The 24,149-nt window shown below is 34.2% G+C and carries 22 protein-coding genes and 1 riboswitch; all 22 genes read left to right on the top strand.

Annotation, left to right across the window (positions count from 1 at the left end; genetic code table 11):
* The first annotated feature begins 203 nt into the window (after nucleotides 1–203).
* The 22 genes from BN3004_RS07875 to BN3004_RS07775 all read left to right on the top strand — a co-directional run bounded on the left by BN3004_RS07875 (nucleotide 204) and on the right by BN3004_RS07775 (nucleotide 24,146).
* The gene (locus BN3004_RS07875) at nucleotides 204–2,222 is read left to right on the top strand and encodes a heavy metal translocating P-type ATPase (protein WP_058260628.1); all 2,019 of its coding nucleotides are present in this window, start codon (nucleotides 204–206) and stop codon (nucleotides 2,220–2,222) included.
* A gap of 121 nt (nucleotides 2,223–2,343) precedes the next feature.
* Nucleotides 2,344–3,102: a type I methionyl aminopeptidase gene (map, locus tag BN3004_RS07870; RefSeq protein ID WP_058260627.1), complete on the top strand. Its 759-nt coding sequence runs from the start codon at nucleotides 2,344–2,346 to the stop codon at nucleotides 3,100–3,102.
* Nucleotides 3,103–4,455, top strand: coding sequence for an MATE family efflux transporter (locus BN3004_RS07865; RefSeq protein WP_058260626.1), 1,353 nt, complete (start codon nucleotides 3,103–3,105; stop codon nucleotides 4,453–4,455). It begins immediately after the preceding gene.
* On the top strand, nucleotides 4,452–4,790 hold the full coding sequence (locus tag BN3004_RS07860; protein WP_058260625.1) for a DUF1667 domain-containing protein: 339 nt from the start codon (nucleotides 4,452–4,454) through the stop codon (nucleotides 4,788–4,790). The genes BN3004_RS07865 and BN3004_RS07860 overlap by 4 nt, the downstream gene beginning before the upstream one ends.
* A gap of 8 nt (nucleotides 4,791–4,798) precedes the next feature.
* Complete coding sequence (locus BN3004_RS07855) at nucleotides 4,799–5,539, top strand: peptidylprolyl isomerase (protein ID WP_242854201.1); 741 nt, start codon at nucleotides 4,799–4,801, stop codon at nucleotides 5,537–5,539.
* 10 nt (nucleotides 5,540–5,549) lie between these two features.
* A complete protein-coding gene (asnS, locus tag BN3004_RS07850; protein ID WP_058260624.1) occupies nucleotides 5,550–6,932 on the top strand; it encodes an asparagine--tRNA ligase in 1,383 nt (460 codons plus the stop codon).
* A gap of 9 nt (nucleotides 6,933–6,941) precedes the next feature.
* The gene (leuS, locus tag BN3004_RS07845) at nucleotides 6,942–9,353 is read left to right on the top strand and encodes a leucine--tRNA ligase (RefSeq protein ID WP_058260623.1); all 2,412 of its coding nucleotides are present in this window, start codon (nucleotides 6,942–6,944) and stop codon (nucleotides 9,351–9,353) included.
* Between the two features lie 89 nt (nucleotides 9,354–9,442).
* Nucleotides 9,443–10,471, top strand: coding sequence for a hypothetical protein (locus tag BN3004_RS07840; RefSeq protein WP_058260622.1), 1,029 nt, complete (start codon nucleotides 9,443–9,445; stop codon nucleotides 10,469–10,471).
* Between the two features lie 118 nt (nucleotides 10,472–10,589).
* On the top strand, nucleotides 10,590–10,874 hold the full coding sequence (locus BN3004_RS07835; protein WP_058260621.1) for a glutaredoxin domain-containing protein: 285 nt from the start codon (nucleotides 10,590–10,592) through the stop codon (nucleotides 10,872–10,874).
* Nucleotides 10,875–10,963: 89 nt separating this feature from the next.
* Nucleotides 10,964–11,641, top strand: a complete 678-nt coding sequence (locus BN3004_RS07830) for a response regulator transcription factor (protein WP_058260620.1) — start codon at nucleotides 10,964–10,966, stop codon at nucleotides 11,639–11,641.
* A complete protein-coding gene (locus tag BN3004_RS07825) occupies nucleotides 11,631–12,980 on the top strand; it encodes a sensor histidine kinase (RefSeq protein WP_058260619.1) in 1,350 nt (449 codons plus the stop codon). Before BN3004_RS07830 ends, BN3004_RS07825 begins: the two co-directional genes overlap by 11 nt.
* Nucleotides 12,981–12,982: 2 nt before the next feature.
* A complete protein-coding gene (locus tag BN3004_RS07820) occupies nucleotides 12,983–13,390 on the top strand; it encodes a hypothetical protein (protein WP_058260618.1) in 408 nt (135 codons plus the stop codon).
* Complete coding sequence (locus tag BN3004_RS07815) at nucleotides 13,391–14,230, top strand: cobyric acid synthase (RefSeq protein ID WP_058260617.1); 840 nt, start codon at nucleotides 13,391–13,393, stop codon at nucleotides 14,228–14,230.
* A complete protein-coding gene (gene cbiB, locus BN3004_RS07810) occupies nucleotides 14,211–15,170 on the top strand; it encodes an adenosylcobinamide-phosphate synthase CbiB (RefSeq protein ID WP_058260616.1) in 960 nt (319 codons plus the stop codon). The genes BN3004_RS07815 and cbiB overlap by 20 nt, the downstream gene beginning before the upstream one ends.
* Before the next feature lie 269 nt (nucleotides 15,171–15,439).
* Nucleotides 15,440–16,723, top strand: coding sequence for a B12-binding domain-containing radical SAM protein (locus BN3004_RS07805; protein ID WP_058260615.1), 1,284 nt, complete (start codon nucleotides 15,440–15,442; stop codon nucleotides 16,721–16,723).
* A gap of 66 nt (nucleotides 16,724–16,789) precedes the next feature.
* Nucleotides 16,790–17,869, top strand: coding sequence for an IS30 family transposase (locus tag BN3004_RS07800; RefSeq protein WP_058259272.1), 1,080 nt, complete (start codon nucleotides 16,790–16,792; stop codon nucleotides 17,867–17,869).
* A 279-nt stretch (nucleotides 17,870–18,148) separates the two neighbouring features.
* Nucleotides 18,149–18,493 carry a hypothetical protein gene (locus BN3004_RS07795; protein ID WP_058260614.1) on the top strand — a complete coding sequence of 115 codons (345 nt, stop codon included), beginning with the start codon at nucleotides 18,149–18,151 and terminating at the stop codon, nucleotides 18,491–18,493.
* Complete coding sequence (locus BN3004_RS07790; RefSeq protein ID WP_058260613.1) at nucleotides 18,494–19,450, top strand: radical SAM protein; 957 nt, start codon at nucleotides 18,494–18,496, stop codon at nucleotides 19,448–19,450.
* A complete protein-coding gene (locus BN3004_RS07785) occupies nucleotides 19,440–20,354 on the top strand; it encodes a radical SAM protein (RefSeq protein WP_058260612.1) in 915 nt (304 codons plus the stop codon). Before BN3004_RS07790 ends, BN3004_RS07785 begins: the two co-directional genes overlap by 11 nt.
* Before the next feature lie 44 nt (nucleotides 20,355–20,398).
* Nucleotides 20,399–20,533, top strand: a complete 135-nt coding sequence (locus BN3004_RS08620; protein WP_278315527.1) for a hypothetical protein — start codon at nucleotides 20,399–20,401, stop codon at nucleotides 20,531–20,533.
* A gap of 214 nt (nucleotides 20,534–20,747) precedes the next feature.
* Nucleotides 20,748–22,391 (top strand): ABC transporter ATP-binding protein, encoded by a 1,644-nt coding sequence (locus BN3004_RS07780; protein ID WP_058260611.1) that lies wholly within the window; start codon nucleotides 20,748–20,750, stop codon nucleotides 22,389–22,391.
* A 48-nt stretch (nucleotides 22,392–22,439) separates the two neighbouring features.
* Nucleotides 22,440–22,613: riboswitch (cobalamin riboswitch) on the top strand.
* Nucleotides 22,614–22,769: 156 nt separating this feature from the next.
* Nucleotides 22,770–24,146, top strand: coding sequence for a sirohydrochlorin cobaltochelatase (locus BN3004_RS07775; RefSeq protein ID WP_058260610.1), 1,377 nt, complete (start codon nucleotides 22,770–22,772; stop codon nucleotides 24,144–24,146).
* Nucleotides 24,147–24,149 lie beyond the last annotated feature (3 nt).

The raw sequence follows: 24,149 nt of genomic DNA, 5'->3' as shown, positions 1-24,149 counted from the left end.
TTACTACATATCTTGATTATAACATATAGCGCGTCTTAAATGTATACAAAACTGTTAAAAGAATTAAAAAATTTAAAAAAAACTCTTGCATTTTGAATATATTTGTGTTATATTAGTATTGATATATAAATATATGTTTATGTGTTCATACATATAAATATTGCATTTATATAAATTTAAAAGACATAGATTAGGAGGCAGCAATGGAAAAATTATTTTTAAATGGACTTACTTGCGCCAATTGCGCACAAAAGATAGAGCGCTTTGCAAATGATCATGCATCAGTCGAAAGCGCAAGTCTAGACTTTATAAATACTACTCTTAGTATTGAAATGAAAGACGGAGCAGATGGTGAGGTAGCTTTAAGAGAGATTACTAAATACATTAATGACTTAGAGCCAGACGTCTTAGTTACACGCGGTGAAGAAGAGAGCGAAGAAGAAGAGGAAGAGGGCTTTTCAAAAATATTTTTACTAAGGATAGCAGTATCGCTACTTGCCTTAGCAGCATTTTTATTCATAGACAGCCCGTACAAGATGGTCTTCTTCGCCATAGCATACATCGTCATCTCGTACGACATCATCATTAACGGCGTTAAAGGCGCTTTTCATGGTGTACTTGCTGAAGAGTTTTTAATGAGTGTCGCTACCATAGGCGCCATATTCATAGGCGAGTATCTAGAGGCAGTTTTGGTATCACTTTTATATCAAATCGGAGAAATAATTAGTGACATAGCAGTTGATAAGTCAAAAGACAAGATTAAGGAGCTTATAGTTAAGTCACCAGTTTTTGCAACAGTTTTGGATAATGGCAAAGAAATTCAATCTGAACCAGCGGACGTTGCTATTGGCTCTAAGATAATAGTTCGTGAAGGCGAGTCCATCGCCATAGACGGCACTGTTATTGAAGGAAGCGCAAAGGTCGATAACGCTCATATAAGCGGCGAGTCAGAACCAGTTTATGTTGATATCAATAGTGAGGTTTACTCAGGCGCTATAGTCAAGGAAGGCTACTTAATTATTGAGACTACTAAACTTGCGAAGAATTCAACAGCAGCTAGAATACAAGAGCTTGTTAGAAGCTCACAAAGCGATAAGGCTAATCTTGAGACAGGCGTTTCGAGATTTGCTAGGGTCTATACACCTATAGTCGTTTTGATTGCGGCAATGATTGCACTATTAGCACCAGTATTAAATATAATGCCACTTAAGGAAGCTCTTCACACATGCTTCGCCTTTCTTATAGTATCGTGCCCATGCGCAATCATCATCTCAGTGCCATTAGCATATTTCTCAGGTATAGGCAAGATGAGCAAGAACGGTATTCTTTTCAAAGGAACAAAATTCTTAGATCAATTTAGAAATATAAAGACCTTCTGTTTTGACAAGACTGGTACACTAACTAGCGGCAAGTTTAAGCTAGTTCGTGTTGAAGCCATTGGCATGGATGAGAAAGAAGCTCTGCACTTAGCAAGACTTGCTGAGTATCACTCAAAGCATCCTATAGCAAGCGCTATACTTGACGATAGAGAGGCTATAAACAAAGAAGAGATAATTTCTTACACAAGCCTTAAGAATGGTGTTTCAGCTGAAACAAAATTTGGCAGCGTTAAGGTTATTACGAGTGAAAAAGAAAGTGAATACAAAGTTCTTGACACTTATCTTGACGATAAGCTTATCGCGCATCTATATATAGAAGATGAGATAAAGGACGAGACAAAGAATCTTGTTCGCGAATTAAAGGAAAGAAATGTTAAGCCAGTTATGCTTACAGGCGATACGAAGATATATGCTGAGAAGGTCGCTCATGATTTAGGCATTGATTCATTCGAGGCAGAACTGCTTCCTGAAGACAAGATAAAATTCTTCGAGAAAGAGCAAGGTAAGGATGGCCTCGTAGCCTTTGTTGGTGACGGCATCAATGACTCACCAGTTATTAAGAGGGCAGATATCGGTCTAAGCATGGGTGCTCTTGGATCTGATGCAGCCATCGAAGCGTCGGATATCGTTATCATGGATGATAAGATTGAAAAGATAGTAAACATCTTTGACACATCGCATTTCGTTAACAAGATTATAATTGAAAACTTAATCTTCACTGGTTTTGTCAAGGCGGCCATCATCATATTAGCTTTGTTCATACAATTACCTCTATGGGTAGCGGTCTTTGGCGATGTAGGCGTAACACTATTATCAGTAATAAACACATTAAGAATTAGATAATTTAATAAGAGCTTTACAAGAAGTTCACAGTTAATAGATATATTGTCTATATGCTGTGAACTTCTTGACATATTGGGCTAAAATATATATAATAATAGAATAGACTTAAAAGGAGTATTATATGATATATTTAAAGACAAAAGATCAAATTAATAAGATGATTGACGCAGGCAAGATACTTATTAGCGTTCATCATGCACTAAGAGATAAGGTTAAAGAGGGCGTTACGACTATGGAGTTAAACGACTTTGTTGATGACTTCATAGTGAGTCAAGGCGCTTACCCAGAGCAAAAAGGTTATCAAGGCTTTCCTTACGCTATATGCGCATCAGTTAACGACGAGATATGCCACGGCTTTCCAAGCGATGATGTAGTTCTTAAAGATGGCGACATCATCTCCATCGACATGGTTGTCAATTACAAAGGCTGGATGGCGGACTCTTGCTGGTCCTACGCTGTAGGAAAACTTTCTGAAGAGGATCAAAAGCTATTTGATCACACAAGAGAGGCTATGTACAAGGCTATCAGCATTGTTGATGAGAATGTTCGTGTAGGGGAGATAGGTAAGTGTATCGAAGCATTTACAAGACCTAAGGGATATTCTATAGTAAAAGAATTTATTGGTCACGGCATCGGCAAGAACATGCATGAAGATCCACAAGTTTTTCACTACAATGCTGGCGTAAAAGGACCAAGAATTGTTAAGGGCATGGCTTTTACGATAGAGCCAATGATTTGCATGGGCTCTGCAGCGATGAAGCTTGATAAGAATGGCTGGACTGCTAGAACAAAAGATGGCAGCAAGTGCGTACAATTTGAACACACTCTTGCTTTAACCGATAATGGTGTGATTATAACGACGGATCAAGGAGATGTGTAGATGACAGAGACTAGAGACTTAACACAAGGAGAGATATCGCCGATTCTGTTTAAGCTAGCGATTCCACTTATGGGGACATCTTTACTACAGATGTCATACCAAATCACAGATATGTTTTGGCTCGGCAAAGTCGGTACACAAGCAGTTGCAGCTGTAGGCATAGTTGGTCAGTACCTTTGGCTAATAAGTTCACTGATTATACTTTGTCAGGTAGGTCTATCTGTCGGCGTTTCACAAAGCTTTGGTAAATCGGATTTAGAAAATACTAAGAATTATATTGGCGGTGGCTTTAGGCTAGGATTTTTAATCTCTATGACAATCACAGCCATATTTATAATTTTTCATAATGAGCTAATTGGCTTATACTCATTCAAAGAAGGCGATGCGGCAGTTCAAGAATTAGCAAGTGAATACATGGTGGCGATTGCCTTTGGACTAGTCTTTATGTTCTTAAACCCATTATTTGCTTCGACATTCAATAGCATGGGTAACAGCAAGACTCCATTTATAATTAGCTCCATAGGTTTACTTATAAACATGGTCTTGGACCCAGTTTTCATCTTTGTTTTTCACATGGGAGCGATGGGTACTGCGATTGCATCAGTTATAGCGACCTTAGTAATCTTCCTTATATATATCTACATAGGCTTTAAGAATGACCTGATCTATGTAAGAGTGAATTATCTAAAGAAAGTGCCATCAGAAATAACTATGCATATACTTAAACTTGGCGTACCAATGACGCTTATGGAAGCGTGCCACGCATCAGTATCTATGGTTTTAACAGGCTACTTAACAAAGCTTGGTGCCTATGCAGTTTCAGCCATGTCAATAGGCTCGCAAATTGAGTCAATATCTTGGATGACGGCAAACGGCTTTTCTGTTGCTAACACTGCTTTTACTGGACAAAACTATGGTAAAGGCACTTACGATAGGATAGTTCTTGGCTTTAAGAAATCCATGAGAATCATGGCGACACTAGGAACAGCTACATCACTATTACTTATAGTATTTGCTCAGCCGATATTTGCAGCGTTTTTACCAGACGATCCGGTAGCAATGCAGGCAGGAGCCGACTACTTAAGAATACTTGGATATTCACAATTATTTATGGTTATAGAGATAGGTGTAACAGGATTCTTCAATGGCATAGGCAGAACGAAGGAGCCATCATATTCAGGCGTAGTTCTAAATTTAATGCGTATACCATTTGCAATGATATTTATGAAATATTATGGTCTAGATGGCGTTTGGATAGCAATATCACTATCGTCAATATTAAAAGGGATAGTTGCTTATGTTTGGTTTAAGATTATACTTAAAAAAGAGATAGAACCGAAGGTGATAGCATGATAGTACAATGCGTCTGCTGCCCAGTATGCTGCAGAATAAAAATCAATGGCGAAGAAATTTCTGGCAATCGCTGCGGAAGAGGATATAATTACGCAAAGAGCCTTCTTGAAGAAGAGGATGACTACGTTTATGGCAAGATTAGGATAGACAGTCAGATGGTTTCGGGCCTCCCTGTAAAGACTGATAAGAAAGTAAAGAAAATTTATCATCAAGCGATATTAAAAGAAATATTTGATTTACGTGCGAAGGCGCCTATAAATGTAGGCGATGTAATAAAGGAAAATATTTTAGACTTGGATGTAAATATAGTGAGTCAAAAAAGAATACTTAAGTAGGAGGAATTATGAAAAAGATAATTTTATTATTACTAACGATGGCTATGTGCCTTAGCTTAACAGCATGTAGCAAAAATAATGACAATGGCGGTGAGAGTGAAATGAAAAAAGAAAGAAGCGAAAGCGAAGTAACTACAGACGATGCAGAACTTGTTCAACTACAAAATCCAAAAGCAGGAGACAAGATAGCGACTATCAAGACTAATAAGGGCGATATCAAGGTAAAACTATTTCCTGAAGTAGCTCCAAAGGCAGTTGAGAACTTTACTAAACACGCTGAAGATAAATACTATGACAATCTAATCTTCCATAGAGTTATTAATGGCTTTATGATACAAGGCGGCGACCCTAATGGTAACGGAACTGGCGGAGAAAGTATCTGGGGCGATGCATTTGAAGACGAATTTGATATAAACACAAGAAACTTCAGAGGCGCTCTATGCATGGCAAATGCTGGTCCTAATACTAACGGATCACAATTCTTCATAGTACAAGGCCAAGCTGTTCAAGATGACATAATCAAACAAATGGAAGAAGCTGGCGAAGAAAAGGGATATCCAAAGGCTGTTGTTGATGCTTATAAAAAGATAGGCGGCGCATTCTGGCTTGATTACAAGCACACAGTTTTTGGCGAAGTATATGAGGGCATGGACGTTGTTGACGAGATTGCAAAATCACAAGTTAATGAAAACGACAAACCTCTTGAAGACGTTGTAATTGAAACTATTACAGTAGAAGATTATAAATAGGAGTGAGAGTATGGATATTAGAGAAATTTATAAGAGCTATAAGGAGCTTGACGGCAAGACTGTTGAGGTTCAAGCTTGGATTAAAAATTTAAGAGCACAAAAAGAATTCGGCTTCATTGAAATTAATGACGGATCCTTCTTTAATAGTGTTCAAGTCGTTTATGATAACACACTAGAAAACTTTGAAAGAGTATCAAAGCTATATCTAAGTGCGTCAATCAGAGTAAAGGGCAAAGTAGTTCTTACACCAAATAATAAACAAGCTTTTGAGATCAAGGCAGAAGAGATTGAAGTCTTAGGCGACTCAACAGCTGATTATCCACTACAAAATAAGCGTCACTCAATGGAATTCTTAAGAAGCATAGCTCACTTAAGACCAAGAGCTAACCTTTTTAGAGCAGCTTATAGAATTAGATCACTAGCAGCTTTTGCTATACACAAATTTTTTAACGAACAAGACTTCGTTTATGTACACACACCAATACTTACAGCATCAGACGCTGAAGGTGCAGGCGAAATGTTCCAAGTAACTACACTTGACATTGATAATCCGCCAAGAACAGAAGATGGCGCTGTTGACTACAGTCAAGACTTCTTTGACAAACCAACTCACTTAACAGTATCAGGTCAATTAGAGGGCGAAACATTTGCCATGGCTTTCTCAAAGATATATACTTTTGGACCTACATTCAGAGCGGAAAATTCAAATACAACTAGACATGCGGCAGAATTTTGGATGATAGAACCAGAAATGGCATTTATGGATAACAATCAAAACATGGACGTGGCTGAAGCTATGCTTAAGTACGTTATTAACTATGTTATGGAAAATGCTAAGGAAGAAATAGAATTCTGCAATCAATTCGTTGACAAGGGTCTAATCGATAGATTAAATCACGTTAGAAACTCAGATTTCGAAAGAGTTACTTACACTAGAGCTATAGAAATACTAAAAGAACACGAAGAAAAATTTGATGTCAAAGTTGAATGGGGCATGGACCTACAAACAGAACACGAAAGATATTTAACTGAACAAATATTCAAAAAACCAATCTTCGTAACAGATTATCCAAAGGACATCAAGGCCTTCTACATGAAGCTCAACCCAGATAATAAGACAGTTGCTGCTATGGACTGCTTAGTTCCTGGCATTGGCGAAATTGTCGGCGGTTCACAAAGGGAAGAAGACTACGATAAGCTTGAAAAGAGAATTAATGAATTAGGTCTTGATATGGATTCATATGACTGGTATATGGACCTTAGAAAGTATGGCTCAGTAGTTCACTCTGGCTATGGACTTGGTTTTGAAAGACTTATCATGTATATAACAGGTATTGAAAATATCAGAGACGTCCTACCATTCCCAAGAACAGTTCATCACTGCGAATTTTAGGAGGGCGCTATGAAAGAATATAATCATAAAGATGTCGAAGGCAAATGGCAAAAGATTTGGGCTGACAATAAAGCCTTTCACGCAGAAAACGATTCAGATAAACCAAAATACTTTTTAATGGTTGAGTTCCCATACCCATCAGGAGAGGGACTACACGTTGGTCACCCAAGGAGTTACACAGCGCTTGACATAGTTGCTAGAAAGAGAAGACTTGAGGGCTACAACGTTTTGTACCCAATGGGCTGGGACGCTTTTGGTCTACCAACTGAAAATTATGCCATAAAGCACAAAATGAATCCAAAGGATGTTACTAAAAGAAATGTTGCTCACTTCAAGCATCAGTTGACATCACTGGGACTATCCTTTGACTGGGATAGAGAGATAAACACAACTGATCCAGAATATTATAAGTGGACTCAATGGATATTTATACAACTATTCAAAAAAGGTCTTGCTTATAAAAAGGAAATGAACATTAACTGGTGCCCAAGCTGTAAGATTGGTCTTGCGAACGAAGAAGTTATTCAAGGCCACTGCGAAAGATGCGGACACACAGTTGAACACAGAGTTAAAACACAATGGATGCTTGCTATAACTAAGTATGCTGACAGACTTATAGATGACCTTGACACAGTTGACTTCATCGATAGAGTTAAGACACAACAAGTTAACTGGATAGGCAGAAGCCACGGTATGGAGCTTGACTTTGACATAGACGAAGTAGATGACAAGCTAAAAGTTTATACAACTAGACCAGATACCATCTTCGGTGTATCATACATGGTTATCTCACCAGAGCATCCGCTTATAGAAAAGTATAAAAATACTATCAAAAATATTGACGAAGTTCATGAATATCAAAATAAGGCAAAATTAAAATCTGATTTTGAAAGAACAGAACTTGTTAAAGAAAAGACAGGCGTTAAAATTGATGGCCTAACAGCTATTAACCCTGCTAATGGAGTAAAGATTGCCATCTATGTATCAGACTACGTATTAATGACTTACGGTACAGGTGCTATCATGGCGGTACCTGGTCACGACCAAAGGGACTATGACTTCGCAAAAGCCTTTGGCGAAGAGATAAAAGAAGTTATCTCTGGTGGCGACATTAGTAAAGAAGCATACACTGATACACAAAAAGGTACGCTTGTTAACTCAGACTTTTTAAATGGTCTATCAGTTGACGAAGCAAAGAAAAAGATTATTAAATATTTTGAAGATAAAAAAGTAGGCGTTGTTAAGACAAACTACAAGCTAAGAGACTGGGTCTTCTCAAGACAAAGATATTGGGGAGAGCCTATCCCTATGGTATATTGCGAAAAATGCGGATGGGTGCCACTTAATGAAGAGGATCTACCACTAACATTACCAGACGTTGAAGCGTACGAACCAACAGATACAGGCGAGTCACCACTAGCTAAGATCGATAGCTTTGTTAATACAACTTGTCCTCATTGCGGCGGACCTGCTAAGAGAGAGACTGACACTATGCCTAACTGGGCTGGATCAAGCTGGTACTTCTTAAGATACACTGATCCAAAATGCGCTACTGCACCAGCATCCATGGACGCACTTAAATACTGGATGCCAGTTGATTGGTACAACGGTGGTATGGAGCACACTACACTTCACTTACTATACTCAAGATTCTGGAATAAGTTCCTATATGACATAGGCGTAGTACCAACAAGCGAACCATATCAAAAGAGAACATCACATGGTATGCTACTTGCTCAAGACGGAGAAAAGATGAGTAAGTCAAGAGGCAACGTAATAAATACAGATGATATAGTTGAAGAGTATGGCGCAGACACACTAAGAGTTTTCGAAATGTTCATGGGCGACTACGAAAAAGTTGCTATGTGGTCAGAGACTGGTATACAAGGCTCAAGAAAGTTCCTTGAAAGAGTTTATCGCTTGATGGACATAGTCAATGACGATGAAAACTATTCTAAAGACTTAGAACAAGATTTTCACATCACTATTAAAAAAGTTTCAGAAGACTTTGAAAACTTAAAGTTCAACACAGCAGTTGCTAAACTTATGGAGCTACTTAACAAGATTACTTCAAAGGGAAGCATCACAAGAAAAGAGCTTAAGACATACATCACACTTCTATATCCAATTGCACCACACATCACAGAAGAAATCAACGAGATGGTGGGCTTCGATACAGAACTTTATAAATCAACTTGGCCAAGCTTTGATGAAGACAAAACCATAATCAAAACAATAGAGATACCAGTTCAATTCAATGGCAAGGTTAGATACACAGTTGAGATCGATAGAGATGCCTCTGAAGACGAAGTAAAAGAAAAAGTTTACGCACACGAACTTTTTGAAAAGTCAAAGCAAGGCAAGAACATCGTTAAAGAAATTTACGTTAAGAACAAAATATTTACAGTAGTAATCAAATAGTTTATAAAGAAAGATCTATATGGTCTTTCTTTTTTTGCACAAATATTTCTAAATGTGATATAATTATCTTAAGTAAGGAGGCGTTCAATATGAAAAAGAAAACAATAATAATTATAATCATATTGGCAATAATCTTTTTTATTAGATTTGGAGTACTTAGCTTTCCATATACAAGTGATGTGAAAGCCTTTGTATATAGAGATGGCAAGTGGAGCGAATCAATTTTGCATATGGATTTAAATTATAAGCACAAGTTTTTTGCCGCTGATGAATTCACTGGAAGCATTTACCTTGATGACCTTGACATAATGAAGTATTGGAAGGATTATTCAAGATTTAGCCAATCAGCTAAAAAGGACGCTTGGAACGTTAAAGAACTTGTATATAATGTCAAGAACAGCTTTGTTGATGGTGAGTATCAAAACTCTGTCTTTAATAAAAACTACACAAATAGCATAGGAAAAATTTATTATAAAGACTTTCTTAAGTCTATAGTGATAGCAGTTAATGATTACAAGCTTGAAAGAAAAGATGGTATTAACTATGTAGATACAAGTGAGATTAAGCCTGTCATAATTGCAGCGGGCAATGTGAGTTTAGATGATATTAAGAAAATTAAAGAGCACGATATAGCTTTAGATAATGTCGATAGAGATGCGATTGATGATATTAGCATAGAAAATAATATTAAGATGCCTATATTTAAAATTGATTTGAAAAGGTGGAATGAAGGCAAAGAATATGCCCTTGAAAAGGAATATAAAGACTTTGATTGGAAAGCACCAAGTTCACCTGTCTCTGATGAAGACTATGATAAAACTTTTGATGAAGTAGCTGATGAAGAGTACATCAAAGAGAAGATTGCGGAGCTTGAAAACTTTAAGTCCGGCTTCATTAATGAAGTTAAACTTAATAAAAAGTCAGCACACAAAGAAGATGATATGATACTTACAGAAGTCACTTATGATATTGAAGATGGTAAATTATATTCTGCACTTCTTATGAAAAGAGGCGATAGTGACAAAGGCTATGTCGTTCAAAGCGTCTACACCATAAAGATAGATGGAGACGGCAAGCAAGAATTTATTTCAGATAAACTTGGTGTATTTAGTAATTAGTATTGATTTGAAGAAAGATCTATTAACTTAGCTCTTTCTTTTTTCTTGACAAAAACTGCCATTACCATTACAATGAAGATAAGATAAATAGTAAATATATTAGTAAAGGAGAAATGAAATGAGTAAAGTACAAAAGAAGATAGTTTTTGGTAGCTCTATGTGTCCAGACTGCGGACCGTTTAAAGAAGTGATGGACGAGTCGGGCGTACGCTTCTTGTACCTAGACATAACAGAAAATCTTGCGAGCATGAAAAAGTTTTTAAAGGCAAGAGACACAATGAGCGAATTTGACGGAGTAAAGAGCGCTGGCAACATCGGCATACCAGCTCTTATACTTGGTGACAACGAAAGAGCCATACTAGATATAGATGAGCTTAAGGAATATCTAGACAGTTTAAAATAATTACATGGGCCTTGTTAATGCAAGGCTCTACTTGTATATAAAGCGTTTAAAAAGATTATTATCGGGTAAAAATTGATAGAGGTGATGATATGGGGGCTATACTTATAGCTGATGATGATGAAAATATAAGAAACGTGCTTAAGGAGTACTCCGTCATTAATGGCTATGACGTGATCGAGGCAGTTGATGGCATCGACGCTCTTAACAAAGTTAATAATAATGATATAGACCTTATCATCTTAGATATAATGATGCCAAAGCTTGATGGCTTCTCGGCTTACAAGAGGATTAAGGAAGTAAAGGACGTGCCAGTTCTTGTTCTTAGCGCAAAAGGCGAGGAGTACGACAAGCTTTATGGATTTGAGATAGGTATCGATGATTACGTTGTTAAGCCATTTAGCCCGCGTGAAGTTATGGCGAGGGTAAAGGCGATACTTGCAAGACACGTGAGCAATGTAAAGGCAAATATTTATCACAATGGAAGCTTGAAAATAGATTTTGATGCGAGAGAAGCTTTTATTAATGACAAAAAATTAGATTTAACACCAAAGGAGTATGAGCTACTTGCTTATCTAGCTCAAAACGAAGGCATAGCTCTATCGCGTGAGACTATACTTGAAAATGTTTGGGGCTACGATTTCTTCGGGGACAATAGAACTGTTGACACTCACATCAAGATGCTTAGAAACTCACTTGGCTCTGAAAAGGATATAATAAGCACGGTTCGCGGCTATGGATATAAGCTGGAGAAAAAAGATGAAGAATAAATCATTATTCACAAAGTTAATAAGCTACTTTTTGATATTCACAATACTGATACTATCAACAATGTGGCTGTTTAACATAGTTTTCTTCAAAGAGATATACACACAAAAGAAGAGGGAGCTCATTCAAAACACTGAAAAAGAAATTTCTTCTTATTCAGGAACTGATCTCGTCTCATATTTAAATAACGCCACGAGCAAAACAAGGCTTGGCATAATTATTTTTGATGAGAATGGTCTAGTTTTGTACCCAAATTATCTAATTGAGCTTGATAAGGAAGACCTTGATTTTGTTAAAAGCAATGAGGATAGCATAGACTACATCAAGAAGCATGACGATAGAGAGTACCTAGTCTTTTTAAAGAGATACGAAACAGTTAATGCAAAACTATATATGAAGCTTATTGACAATCTCGATGAAGATGGCTCAGTAAAGAAGATGCTAAAGGAAGAACTTTTATACATAAGTCTCGTTGCAATAGTTTTAGCTCTTGCTCTTTCGTATTTTTTGGCAAAGAAACTTACTAAGCCAATCAAAAATCTTTCAGAAGCGTCCAAATTTCTTGGTACAAAGAGCTTTTCCATAGAAGAAGAGGGCGGCTACGAAGAGATTGAAGAGCTAAAGAAGAGTCTCGAGAGTGCAAATGACGATTTAAAGAGGACTATGGACTTTCGCGAGAATATCATTGCTAATGTATCGCATGACTTCAAGACGCCTCTAAGCGTGATAAAGTCTTATGCTGAGATGATTAAGGACATAACAGGCGATAATAAAGAAAAGCGTGAAGATAATCTCGACACCATCATCACAGAGGCAGATAGATTAAACGGCATGATTAACGAGATGCTTGAAGCATCAAAGAACGTAAGCGCCCTTGGTGAACTTGAATTAAAAAGAATTTCGCTCGAAGCCATTTCCAAGGATCTTATAGATAAATTAAATACTGCTGAAAATAGAGAGAGAATTAAATTAGACGTAAGTGGCTCTACCATGGTCATGGCTGATGAGAAGAAAATTAGAAGCGTTATATATAATTATTTATCAAACGCTATAAATTACTCACCAGAGGATAAAGATGTTCTTGTAAGGATCACTGAGGAGGCAAATGGCGTTAGATACGAGGTTATCGACCACGGCATGGGCATCAAGGAAGAGGACATCAAGAGGGTTTGGGACCGCTACTACATCTCGAGCGCTAACCATGAGCTTAAAAAGTATGCGACAGGACTCGGCCTATACATCGCACGCGAAGTGCTTTTGCTTCACAAGGCAGAGTTTGGCGTAGAGAGCAGTTACGGAAAAGGATCGAATTTTTATTTTGTATTAAAAAAGGGAGTGTAGATATGAACTTTGATTTTTTAAAAGACATGAACATTGGTAATTTCAATAAGGATGAAGCCATGAACAAGATTGAAGGCATTGGTGAAGCAATCAAAACAAATACTGATTTGGCAAAGTACCAAGACCTATTGAATGACTTTTTGGACCTTGTCAAAGACTATTACAATGGCAAGTACAAAGGTATTGACAATAAAAACTTAGTATTTATCATTTCGGGTCTGCTTATAGTTTTGTATCCAAATTCATTTAAGAAAAATGCTTTCTTCACTATAGCATCGAAAATATTTGGCGTGTCAATACTAATTAAGTCTATAAGCGAAGAAGTGGCTAAATATAGAGAGTGGAAGAAAAGTTTAATTGCGATTGAAACTGATTTAGGCACTATCGAATACAACGAAGAGGAATTTTAAATGGCAAAGATAATGATATATGGAACGACATCGTCCGCAGGTAAGTCGACGATAGCGACTGCTATGTGCAGATACTATAAAGACAAGGGCTACAAGGTATGTCCGTTTAAATCACAAAACATGTCGAGAAACTCATTTAAGCTTCAAGACGGAAAGCTGATTAGCAACGCACAAGCGATACAAGCCTACGCTGCTGGCATAGAGGCGGACGAGTACATGAACCCGATACTTCTAGTGCCATCGTCAGATACAGGTAGCGACGTCTATGTGCTTGGCAAATTATATAAGCACATGAATACAAAGGAGTACTACTCGATTAAGAAAGAACTAAAAGCTAAGGTTAAAGAAGTTTTTGAAGAGCTTGAAAAAAAATATGATGTCATGATTATAGAAGGAGCTGGTTCACCAGCTGAGATAAATTTACTTGAGGATGATTTCGTTAATACTGGCATGGCTGAACTTGCTGATAGTAACGCAATTATAGTCGCAGATATAGATAAGGGCGGCGTCTTTGCTTCAATCTACGGCACATACATGATACTTGACGAAAAAGATAGATCAAGAATAAAGGGCTACATCATCAACAAGTTTAGAGGCGATGCGAGCTTACTTGATGAAGGCATAAAAAAGCTTCACGAGCTAACAGACCTTGATTGTCTCGGCATAGTGCCATATACAAAGCTTGAGATAGCGGACGAAGACTCGCTACATGACTACGAAAAGGCGGTCAACGCTCACATGGCAGAGCACGATGCGATGAATAATGAGATCGATAGGCTAGCTAAAGTATTTGAAGAAGCCATCGATATAGATAAGTTAAATGCAATACTTGGCTTATAAACTCATCGCCATACTTATTGGCGTGGTACTTGATTTGATTTTAGGCGACCCATATAACTTTTTTCATCCAGTTAAGGTCATGGGTAATATTATTAGCTATGAAGAAAAATTAATTCGAAGGACAGGAGCAAGAGGCGGCTATATGAAAGTACTTGGCTTAATCGCAGTACTATTCAACATGAGCCTTGCCTTTTTGTTTGGTTACTTGGCAATAATATTATTTAAGATCAATAAATATTTGTATCTAATCTACACTTCATACATGGTCTACGTGTGCTTAGCAGCACGCTCGCTTCACTTCGAGGCAGATATGGTCGTAAAAGAGTTAGGCCATTCGCTAGAGAGAGGCCGCAAGAGGCTCTCCTACATAGTTGGCCGTGACACAAGTGAATTAAGTGAAGAAGAGATACTTAAAGCGTGTATAGAGACAGTCGCTGAAAATACTTCTGATGGCGTCATCGCGCCGCTTATCTACATCGCGATATATACACCACTTGGCTTGGTTTATAAATTTATCAATACCATGGACTCGATGTGGGGCTACAAGAACGAAAAATATGGCGATCTTGGTTTTTTCGCAGCAAAGATAGATGACCTGGTCAATCTAGTGCCAGCAAGATTAAGTGCGCTTCTAATATTAATCACGAACATCTTCAATAAAAATATTCTCTACGCGTGTCAAACGTTTTTTAAGTATAGATATGCACACGCAAGCCCAAATAGTGCCTTCCTTGAAGCGCCTATAGCGGGACTTTTAAAAATTCGTTTAGGTGGACCACATAAATATTTTTCCAAAATATTCGATAAACCATATATTGGCGATATAGATGGCGAAGTTAATAGCCTTGGCGTTTACTTCACCATAAAGGCGATGTATAAGGCACTTGCTTTACTAGTTATAGTTATCGCAGCTATATATTTAAAATTAATACTAAAATAAAAAAATGCACTTATGTCAAAACAATTGTTTTACATCTGTGCATTTTTTAGTAAGCTAAATTTTTAGGAAATTATTTTTTGAAAAGTATGTTCATATTATATAGCACTCAAATGCCTTTGTCCGTGTTTTGAATCACGAAGGTGAAAATTAATTTAATACTTTATTTAAAATAGTTTACACAAACTTTATACAAACTTTACTTAAACTTTATATTTAAGGCTTAGAATAAACATAAAGAAAGTAAATTAATTTCAAATGAGGTAATATATATGTGTGAAATTTTATTAGTAAACGCAGTTTATTTTTCTGATAAGGATAGTTTTCATATTGGTCAATTCATAATAAGGGATATACTAAAAGAGACTTATGATGTTGAATACATCAATTTTGATTTAATGAATAAGATTGGGAAATTAAAATATTCAGATAATTTAGAAGAAAATATAAGAATAATGGGAGATTACATATTAAGTAGAAAACCTAAAGTAGTTGGATTTTATACAATATGCAATGCTTTCGTTATCACACTTCTTACAGCTAAATACATAAACGAAAAAAATAAAAACATTAGGATTATATTTGGAGGGCCACACGCATCAATTGTATATAGAGAATGCTTTGAGAATTTTGATTTTATAGATGCAATTTGTATTGGCGAGTCAGAAAAATATATAAAAATTTTAATTGATAAAATGATGAGAGAAGAAGATATATCATTATTGCCAGGAGTAGCATCTGTTAAAAATGGAAAAATACATTATATAAAAAATCAGAATATACTGACTGATGAAGATTTATCTAACTATACAGTTTTTGATTTTTCGCCATTTACCTTGAGTGAAGAAAGCGAATTTAACATTGAAGGTGGAAGGGGATGTCCTTTCGGGTGCTCATTTTGTACGACAAGTACTTTTTGGGGAAGAAAGTATAGAGTAAAAAAATTAAATAGTATATTTGAAGAAATGGATAAAGCTAATAAATTATATGGTATTAAAGATTTTGCAATTCAACATGATATGTTTACAGCAGATAGAGATTATATTATTAAATTCTGTAAACATTTAATCGAAAACAGAAAAAATTATACTTGGAAATGTTCTTGTAGAATTGACACTTTGGATAATGAGTTAATTGATTTTATGGATATGTCTGGTTGTAAATCAATTTACTTAGGTTTAGAGAGTGGATCTAAACGTATGCAAAAAGTTATGAATAAAAATCTAAATTTAAGCAACGCATTGACTAAAATTAAACATATTATTCTAAATACTAATATAAAGCTAACAACATCTTTTATATTTTGTTTGCCAGATGAGACTATAGAAGATTTTAGAGAGACTATAAAATTAATGGAAAATTTATTCAAATCTGGAGTAACTAATATACAACTACATAAATTTATGCCATTACCTGGAACAGCAGATACTGAAAAGATTATAAACAGAATGTATTTTGATGAAAAAGCCACTGAAATGACATATTTAAATATAAATTTAAAAGAAATAAAAAATATTATAATGGAAGATTGTATAATTAACTTAGCCACCAAATAAAAAAATCATGTGTACATATGGTATAGTATTAGTAACAAACAAAAAAACAACTATACGGAGGTACACATGACTCATATAAATTATACCATAGAATTTACAGAACGCAAGAAAAATTCACATCTATCACTACATGAAATGTCATTAATACAGGCATGGAAAATAGATGGACATAGCAACAGAGAGATAGCAAGAAGGCTAAATAGAGCCCCGCAGACAATAAACAACGCAATAAAGAAAGGCACAGTAAAGCAAAAGAGAATAATAAAAAGTAATAACAAAACATATACTTACTACGATGAAAAATACTTTGCCTTAACTAATTATGAGGTATATATAAACAATAGATCTTCTTGCGGAAGAAGACCAAAATATATAGATATAGTCGAATTTCTTAAATGGGCAGACAATAAAATGTTAAAAGATAAATGGTCTCCAGATGTATGTGTTGGATACGCAAAAGCAAATAGACTCTTTCCATCATCAGAAATACCATCAACAAAAAGCCTCTACAACTGGATAAATAAGTCACTAATGAAAACAAAAAATATAGATCTACTAGAAAAAGTAAAGAGAAAAAACAAAAATAGCACAAGAAGAACAAGACAAAACAAGAAAAAGCTTGGCATATCCATAGAAGAAAGACCAGATAAAATACAAACAAGAGAAGAATTCGGCCACTGGGAAATAGATACAGTTATAGGTAAAAAGAAAAAGACAGATCCAGTACTACTTACATTAGTAGAAAGAAAAACAAGATATGAAAAGCTGATAAAAATACATGGAAAAACACCCGATGCAGTAGACATTGGACTTAAATTCTTAAAAGATAATGCGCAGTTAAACAAAGAAATATTTAAAAGTATAACATCAGATAATGGTTCAGAATTTTCAAGCTTATCAGAATTAGCAGAATATGTAGATATATATTTTTGTCATCCATATACATCATGGGAAAGAGGAACTAGTGAATGTCAACATAAATTAATACGAAGATTTATACAAAAAGGCACATCAATAGAAGAAGTATCAAAAGAAAAAATATACAGAATAAACGAGTGGATGAATAATTTGCCAAGAAAAATCTTTAATTACAAAACTGCAAAAGAAGAGTTCATAAAGGAAATAAAACAGCTTAAAAGTATCTAGTTTAATAAAAATAAATACTTTTAAGCTATACTATACATTTAGTCTATATGATGTCTGGGTGGCTAACTTATTGTTGCAATTTATAAAAATATTATAATTAAATACCCAAAAATTTTTTCACAATATTATACATACGATTCAGAAGTAAAGAATAAATTTTGTAGATTTGATTATTTTATAGAACTATTAAATACTATGTCAGATTTTTATTATAATACTTTATGTATACTTTTAAATATCTATTCGTTAGAAGAATTATATTATAGAACGGACGAGATATTGAAGAAATTTTTTGATATTTATAGGTCGATAGATTATATAGATAGAACTGTAGATAAATCAAAATATTTGTTGCCTAAAATAAATGATTTAATTATAGATTATTTAGAAAAAGAGAAAGTCCCAAATGAGAGTAAAGACATATATTTTGCATCATTATATTATGATGAATCTAAATTAAACTTTTTTTTAGGAGATAAGATTGAAGATGTAAAAATGTTTAAATTTAATGTTCAAAAATTATTGAAGGATAAGGTTTATGTTAAAGAAGATTATTATATTAAATTGTATAGAATTGGTAAAAATGTTAAAGTAAAACATATAATTAAGAAAGAAAGTGATTAGATGAATTATTCGGAAATGGTTGTTTTAATTGGAAACAAATGTACTACAAAATGTAACATATGCTGTTTCGATTCAACAATTGAGTCTAATGAGCTAATTAATGATGAATATATTAGTAATTATTTGTATTCGTTGAAAGATTCAAAAGAAATACAATGGGTCCATTTTTCTGGAGGGGAGCCTTTCTTATATTATAATAGACTAAAAAAATATATTAAAATATGCAGTGAAAATAATAAAAATACTACAGTAATAACTAATGGGTTTTGGGCAAATGATTTTTTGGATGTTCTTAATACTTTAACAGAATTAAAAATCTGTGGGTTAAAACGAATCGGTGTAAGTTTTGATGAATTTCATAATGAGTATATATCTTGTGAAAACATCAAAAATATATTAATCGTTGCTAAAAGGCTTAACTTATATCCAAGTGTACAATCAGTTGTATTGAAGAATTCAAAAATAGGAGATTTAATTGATTTATTAGGTGATAGCATTTCTAATGTTCCAATAAATTTTATGTCTTGTGATAAAGTAGGAAGAGCTGATAATATAGTGCTTGAAAAAGATTTAATAAAAAGAAATATGGAACAAATGCCTGTATGCAGGAAAGGACACACTTTTAGCGTTAAGTATGATGGCACTGTTTGGCCGTGTTGTTGCCCAGTTGTATATAGTACAAGTTTATCTGTAGGCTCCATATATTATGATATCAAAACTGTAGCTGACGCTCTTAAAGCTATTAATGATAATAAAAAGTTAAAAATTTTAAGAAACAAAGGATTTAATTATTATATAAAATTATTCAAAGATTACGGATGTCTGTCGATGCCAGAAATGATTACATCTTCTTGTGAGTTATGTAAATTATTTTTTGATATTTCTAATGAAAATTTTTATGAAAAAAATCTATATAATAATTTAAATGTTTCGGAGGTTAAATTAAATGCATTATGATACGTTAGCAATATCTTTAAACAGCAACTGTAATGCTAATTGTAAAATTTGCTGTGGGATGCCAAAATCGAACCAAGTTTTAAATGACGATATTGCTTTTCATTTTTTACGTGGACTTAAATATAATAGCGATATAAAAAGAATATGTTTAACAGGCGGAGAAATATTTCTTGATATAAATAAAGTATATAAGTGGATTAAATTTATAAATGAAAGTAATAAAAAAGCATACTGTGTATCTAATGGATTTTGGGGATATGATATTAAAGAAGCAAATCAAATAGTTAAGAATTTGAAACAGTTAGGTTTGAATCAATTAACATTAAGTTACGATGAATATCACAATGAATTCATAAGTATAGAGTGTATAATAAATATTTTGGAAGCTTGCAAAAGACAAAAACTTCCAGTTTCTATTCAAACTGTTATATTAAATAAAAACAATAATAAAAAATGGATAAATGATTTAGTTAGCTATTTACCTGATATTAATATTTTGTTTTTTCCTTGTTATCAAGTCGGAAATGCTTCTAAAAATTTTAGTAGTGATATGTTTATAAAGAGTCGTGATAAAAAGGGACTTTTATGTGAAAAAAGTGGTACTTTCATGATAGAAGCAGATGGAACTGTTTGGCCTTGTTGCTCTCCATATATAAATGAGACTGAGCTAAATATTGATAATATATATCTTAGTCAAAATGCGAATATAGATAGTGCCCTTAAAAAAATTAGAGATAACAAATTATTATATTGCCTTAGGAATTTTGGCTTTGATTATTTTGTTGATCTAGCAGAAAATAAATTAGATATAGAACTTCCTAAAAAATTTGTATCATCTTGTGAATTGTGTGCTTATCTATTTAGTAAAATTAATTTTAAAAGATTTAACCGGTTGATTAATTAGAAATACAATTAGGTATAAATATATTAGAGTAGGGGGGTGTTAATATGAAAGAAAACCTACAAGAAAAATTTATGGAAAAAGAAGTAGATTATGATAATTTTGAATTTTATGATGACGTTGACTTAGAAGAAGTAGCAGCAGGTGTTAAAGTAGGAAATGTGTATGTCGATGTAGCATAGTACATTTTATTGATTTAGTGTGGAAAATATAATTTTGTCTTGTATACCTGATTGTGTTTGCAACAGATCTAACGGCTTGTCCGTTTTGATCTGTTGTTATTATATTATATTATATTATATTATATTATATTATATTATATTATATGTGGGTTGGAGGTAATAGCATGAAAAACTTAAGAAAAAGTTTTTTAGAGGAAACAAAATATTATTTGCTTTGACAATAGTATTTGGAATTTTAGGAATTGGTATTAGCATAGCTTTTGCATATTTATTGCAAAGACTTTTAGACGTAGCAAATACTGGTACTATAGATGAATTAAAGAGATTAATTTTGTTTTCTTTAATTATATTTGCGGCATTATTTTTAGTAGAAATGTTATTAAAAAGAATCAAGGCTGCTTTTTTGAAAAAAGCTATGTTGCAATATAAAAATGATGCTTTCGAAATGATAACAAAGAAGGGTATAAGCTCATTTGCTAGTGAAACAACTTCTTCATATCTATCAATACTTACCAATGATGCTACTTACATAGAAAATAATTATTTACTTGGTCTCATAGCTTCTATAGCACAACTTACATCTTTTTTCGGAGCTTTAGCTTTAATGATTTATTACAACTGGATGATGACATTAGTAGTAATATTATCCTGTTCGATTCCTATAGGTTTATCAATTATCTTCGGTAAAAAATTACAAATTTTAGAAAAAGAAATTAGTAAAAAGAATGAAAACTTTATGGGAAAAGTAAAAGACCTATTGAGTGGTTTTTTCATAATTAAGAGCTTTCAAGTTGAGAACACAGCTATAAAGTTATTTGATAATGAAAATGAAGAATTAGAAAGTGAAAAAGAAAATAGAAAAAATACTGAAGGAACTATGAATGCAATTTCTTCGGTTTTATCTGGTGCTTTGCAAATTGCTGTATTTGTGGTCGGAGCTTTTTTAGCTATAAAAGGAGATATAACAGTTGGTGTTGTTCTTGCGTTTGTGCAATTAATGAATAATATTATGGAACCAATTCAAACTCTTCCAGCTTTATTTGCTAAAAGAAAAGCAGCAAGCGGTTTAATAGATAAGATGGAAGGCTATGCTAAATCAAATGAAGAAGAAGTAGGCACCCTAGAACTTAAAAATATAAATAACGGCATTAAATTCGAGGACGTATCTTTCTCGTACAATGATGATGGTGAGTTAGCACTTAAAGATATCAATTTAAATTTTGAAAAGGGAAAGAGTTATGCAGTAGTTGGAGAAAGCGGTAGTGGTAAGTCAACTATACTTAGACTAATTATGAGAGGATATTTAAATTATACTGGAGATATCAAACTTGATGAGAAGGAACTTAAAGATGTAGATAGTACATCACTATATAATTTGCTTTCTATAGTTCAACAAGATGTATTTATTTTTAACAGTACTATTAAAGATAATATAACACTTTATAAAAACTTTGATGAAGATAAAATTAATAAGGCAATAGAACTTGCTGGTTTAAGAAAACTTATAGCAAATAAGGGTATAGATTTTAATTGTGGTGAGAATGGTGTAAATCTATCAGGCGGTGAAAGGCAAAGAATATCAATTGCACGTTCACTACTTAAAAATACAGAAGTTCTTCTAATGGATGAGGCTACATCAGCACTTGATGCTGAAACATCAAAAGCAGTCTTAGATCAAATATTATCATTAGATGAATTAACAAGAATAGTAATCACACACAGTCTTAAGAAAGAAGAACTTAAAAAGTTTGATGAGATCATAGTTATGAGAAATGGTATGGTTCAAGAAAAAGGTAGCTATGAAGAACTTGTAGAGAAGAAAGATTATTTCTATTCTCTATGTAATATTGGTATTTAGAAAATATTTATAAAATTAATTATTTGACTTGAAAAAATTACACATATATGATATCATATATGTGTAATTTTTGAATGTTTAATAAGGGAACTTGGTGTAAGTCCAAGACAGCCCCCGCTACTGTAATTAGTGACGAGTCTAAGTATGCCACTGGGAAACTGGGAAGGTTTAGACAAGGTTGAGCTATAAGTCAGGATATCTTAAGAACGTTCGTATAAAGTTACTTCTTCGGTGGGAAGGAAAAACTTACTCAATATGTATGTTTTATATCCTTGAAACCCCTATTCAAGGATTTTTTTATTCCAAAAACCGGCGAGAGAAAAGGGCGCGCTTCTCCTATTTTTCCTTTTCTCTCGAGTACATATTATGGAGGGTCATATGAAAAAGGCAATATTATTAAGTTTCTTTGGCACAACAAGGCTTAGAGAGCACGAAAGAGTCATCGACAAATTTGTCAGTGGCTTTAAAAATGAATTTAAGGACTGTGATGTAGAGATATGCTTTACTTCAAGGATAGTTAAGAGGATACTTGAAAAGAAGGGCATGTCTTTTAATGATGAGTGCGAGGCTATTAATAAGCTGAAAGAAGCAGGATACAAGGACATAAGAGTCGTTTCAACAAACATCATTCCAGGAAGAGAGTATAAGAAGCTTAAAAAGGTTTCGAATAGGCTTACATCTCCATTTATCAGCAACACGAAGGATATTATGAAGCACTTGGACGATATGACTAGCTTTGAATTAAAGGACGATGAAGAATTTATCTACGTTGGCCATGGCACTGATCACATTGCAGATAGGATATATGAAGATATTGATGATGCTTTCAGAGCACATAATGATAAGTATCACATGATGAGCATTGAAGGCGACCTTGATCTTGATAGCGTCATAGAAAATTTATCTAAGGACACTAAGACTATATATCTAAGGCCATTCATGCTAGTTTCCGGCGTTCACATGCTTGAAGACATAGCTTCTGATGAAGAAGATTCAATCAAGACAAGACTAGAAAAGCGTGGCTACGAAGTAAAACTTATTGACAAAGGTCTTGGCGAAGAAGATTATTTCTTAAACGACTGCATAGAAAAAGTTAAGGAGATGGAAGAGCCGCTACTAAACATAGTTGGCGTTGGCCCTGGAGATGAAGATTTATTAACTGTCAAGGCTATACTTACTTTAAAAAACACAAACGCTGTCTTTCTTCTTGACAATAGAGGAAGAAATCTTGCTCTTGACACAGTTATGACTTATGTAGATGATAAGCCAATAATCAAGATGCCATTTAACATGAAAAATGTTAGCGACGAGCTTTATAATGAACTTAAGCTAAAACTTGAAGAAGTACTAAATGAGTATAGAGACGTGAGCTTCATAACTATAGGCGATGCAGCGGTTTTCTCCACACCTATGAACTTAACGAAGATACTTGATAAGAAGATAAATATAAATTTGGTCAATGGCATGCCATCTTTTGTGGCGCTGACTGCCATGAACCTAGAGCCGCTTATTGAAAAGGGCGAGAGCCTTGTGATATGCGACAATACAGAGCTTGTTGAAGCAGCAAAGCCTGACAGAGCTGTTATACTTAAGGCGCCTATGAATAAGGAAGCCGTTTTAAAGCTAAAAGATACTTATGAGGCAGAATATTTTAAGCGAATATCGATGCCGAACGAAATGTATCTAACAGATGAGGAAGAAATACGCAAGGATAACGACTATATATCGCTATTCTACCTAAAGAAAAGGAAGTAAATT

This window comes from Fenollaria timonensis (genome assembly GCF_001457835.1).
Lineage (GTDB): Bacteria > Bacillota > Clostridia > Tissierellales > Peptoniphilaceae > Fenollaria > Fenollaria timonensis.
This window is presented reverse-complemented; position numbering and strand designations above follow the sequence as displayed.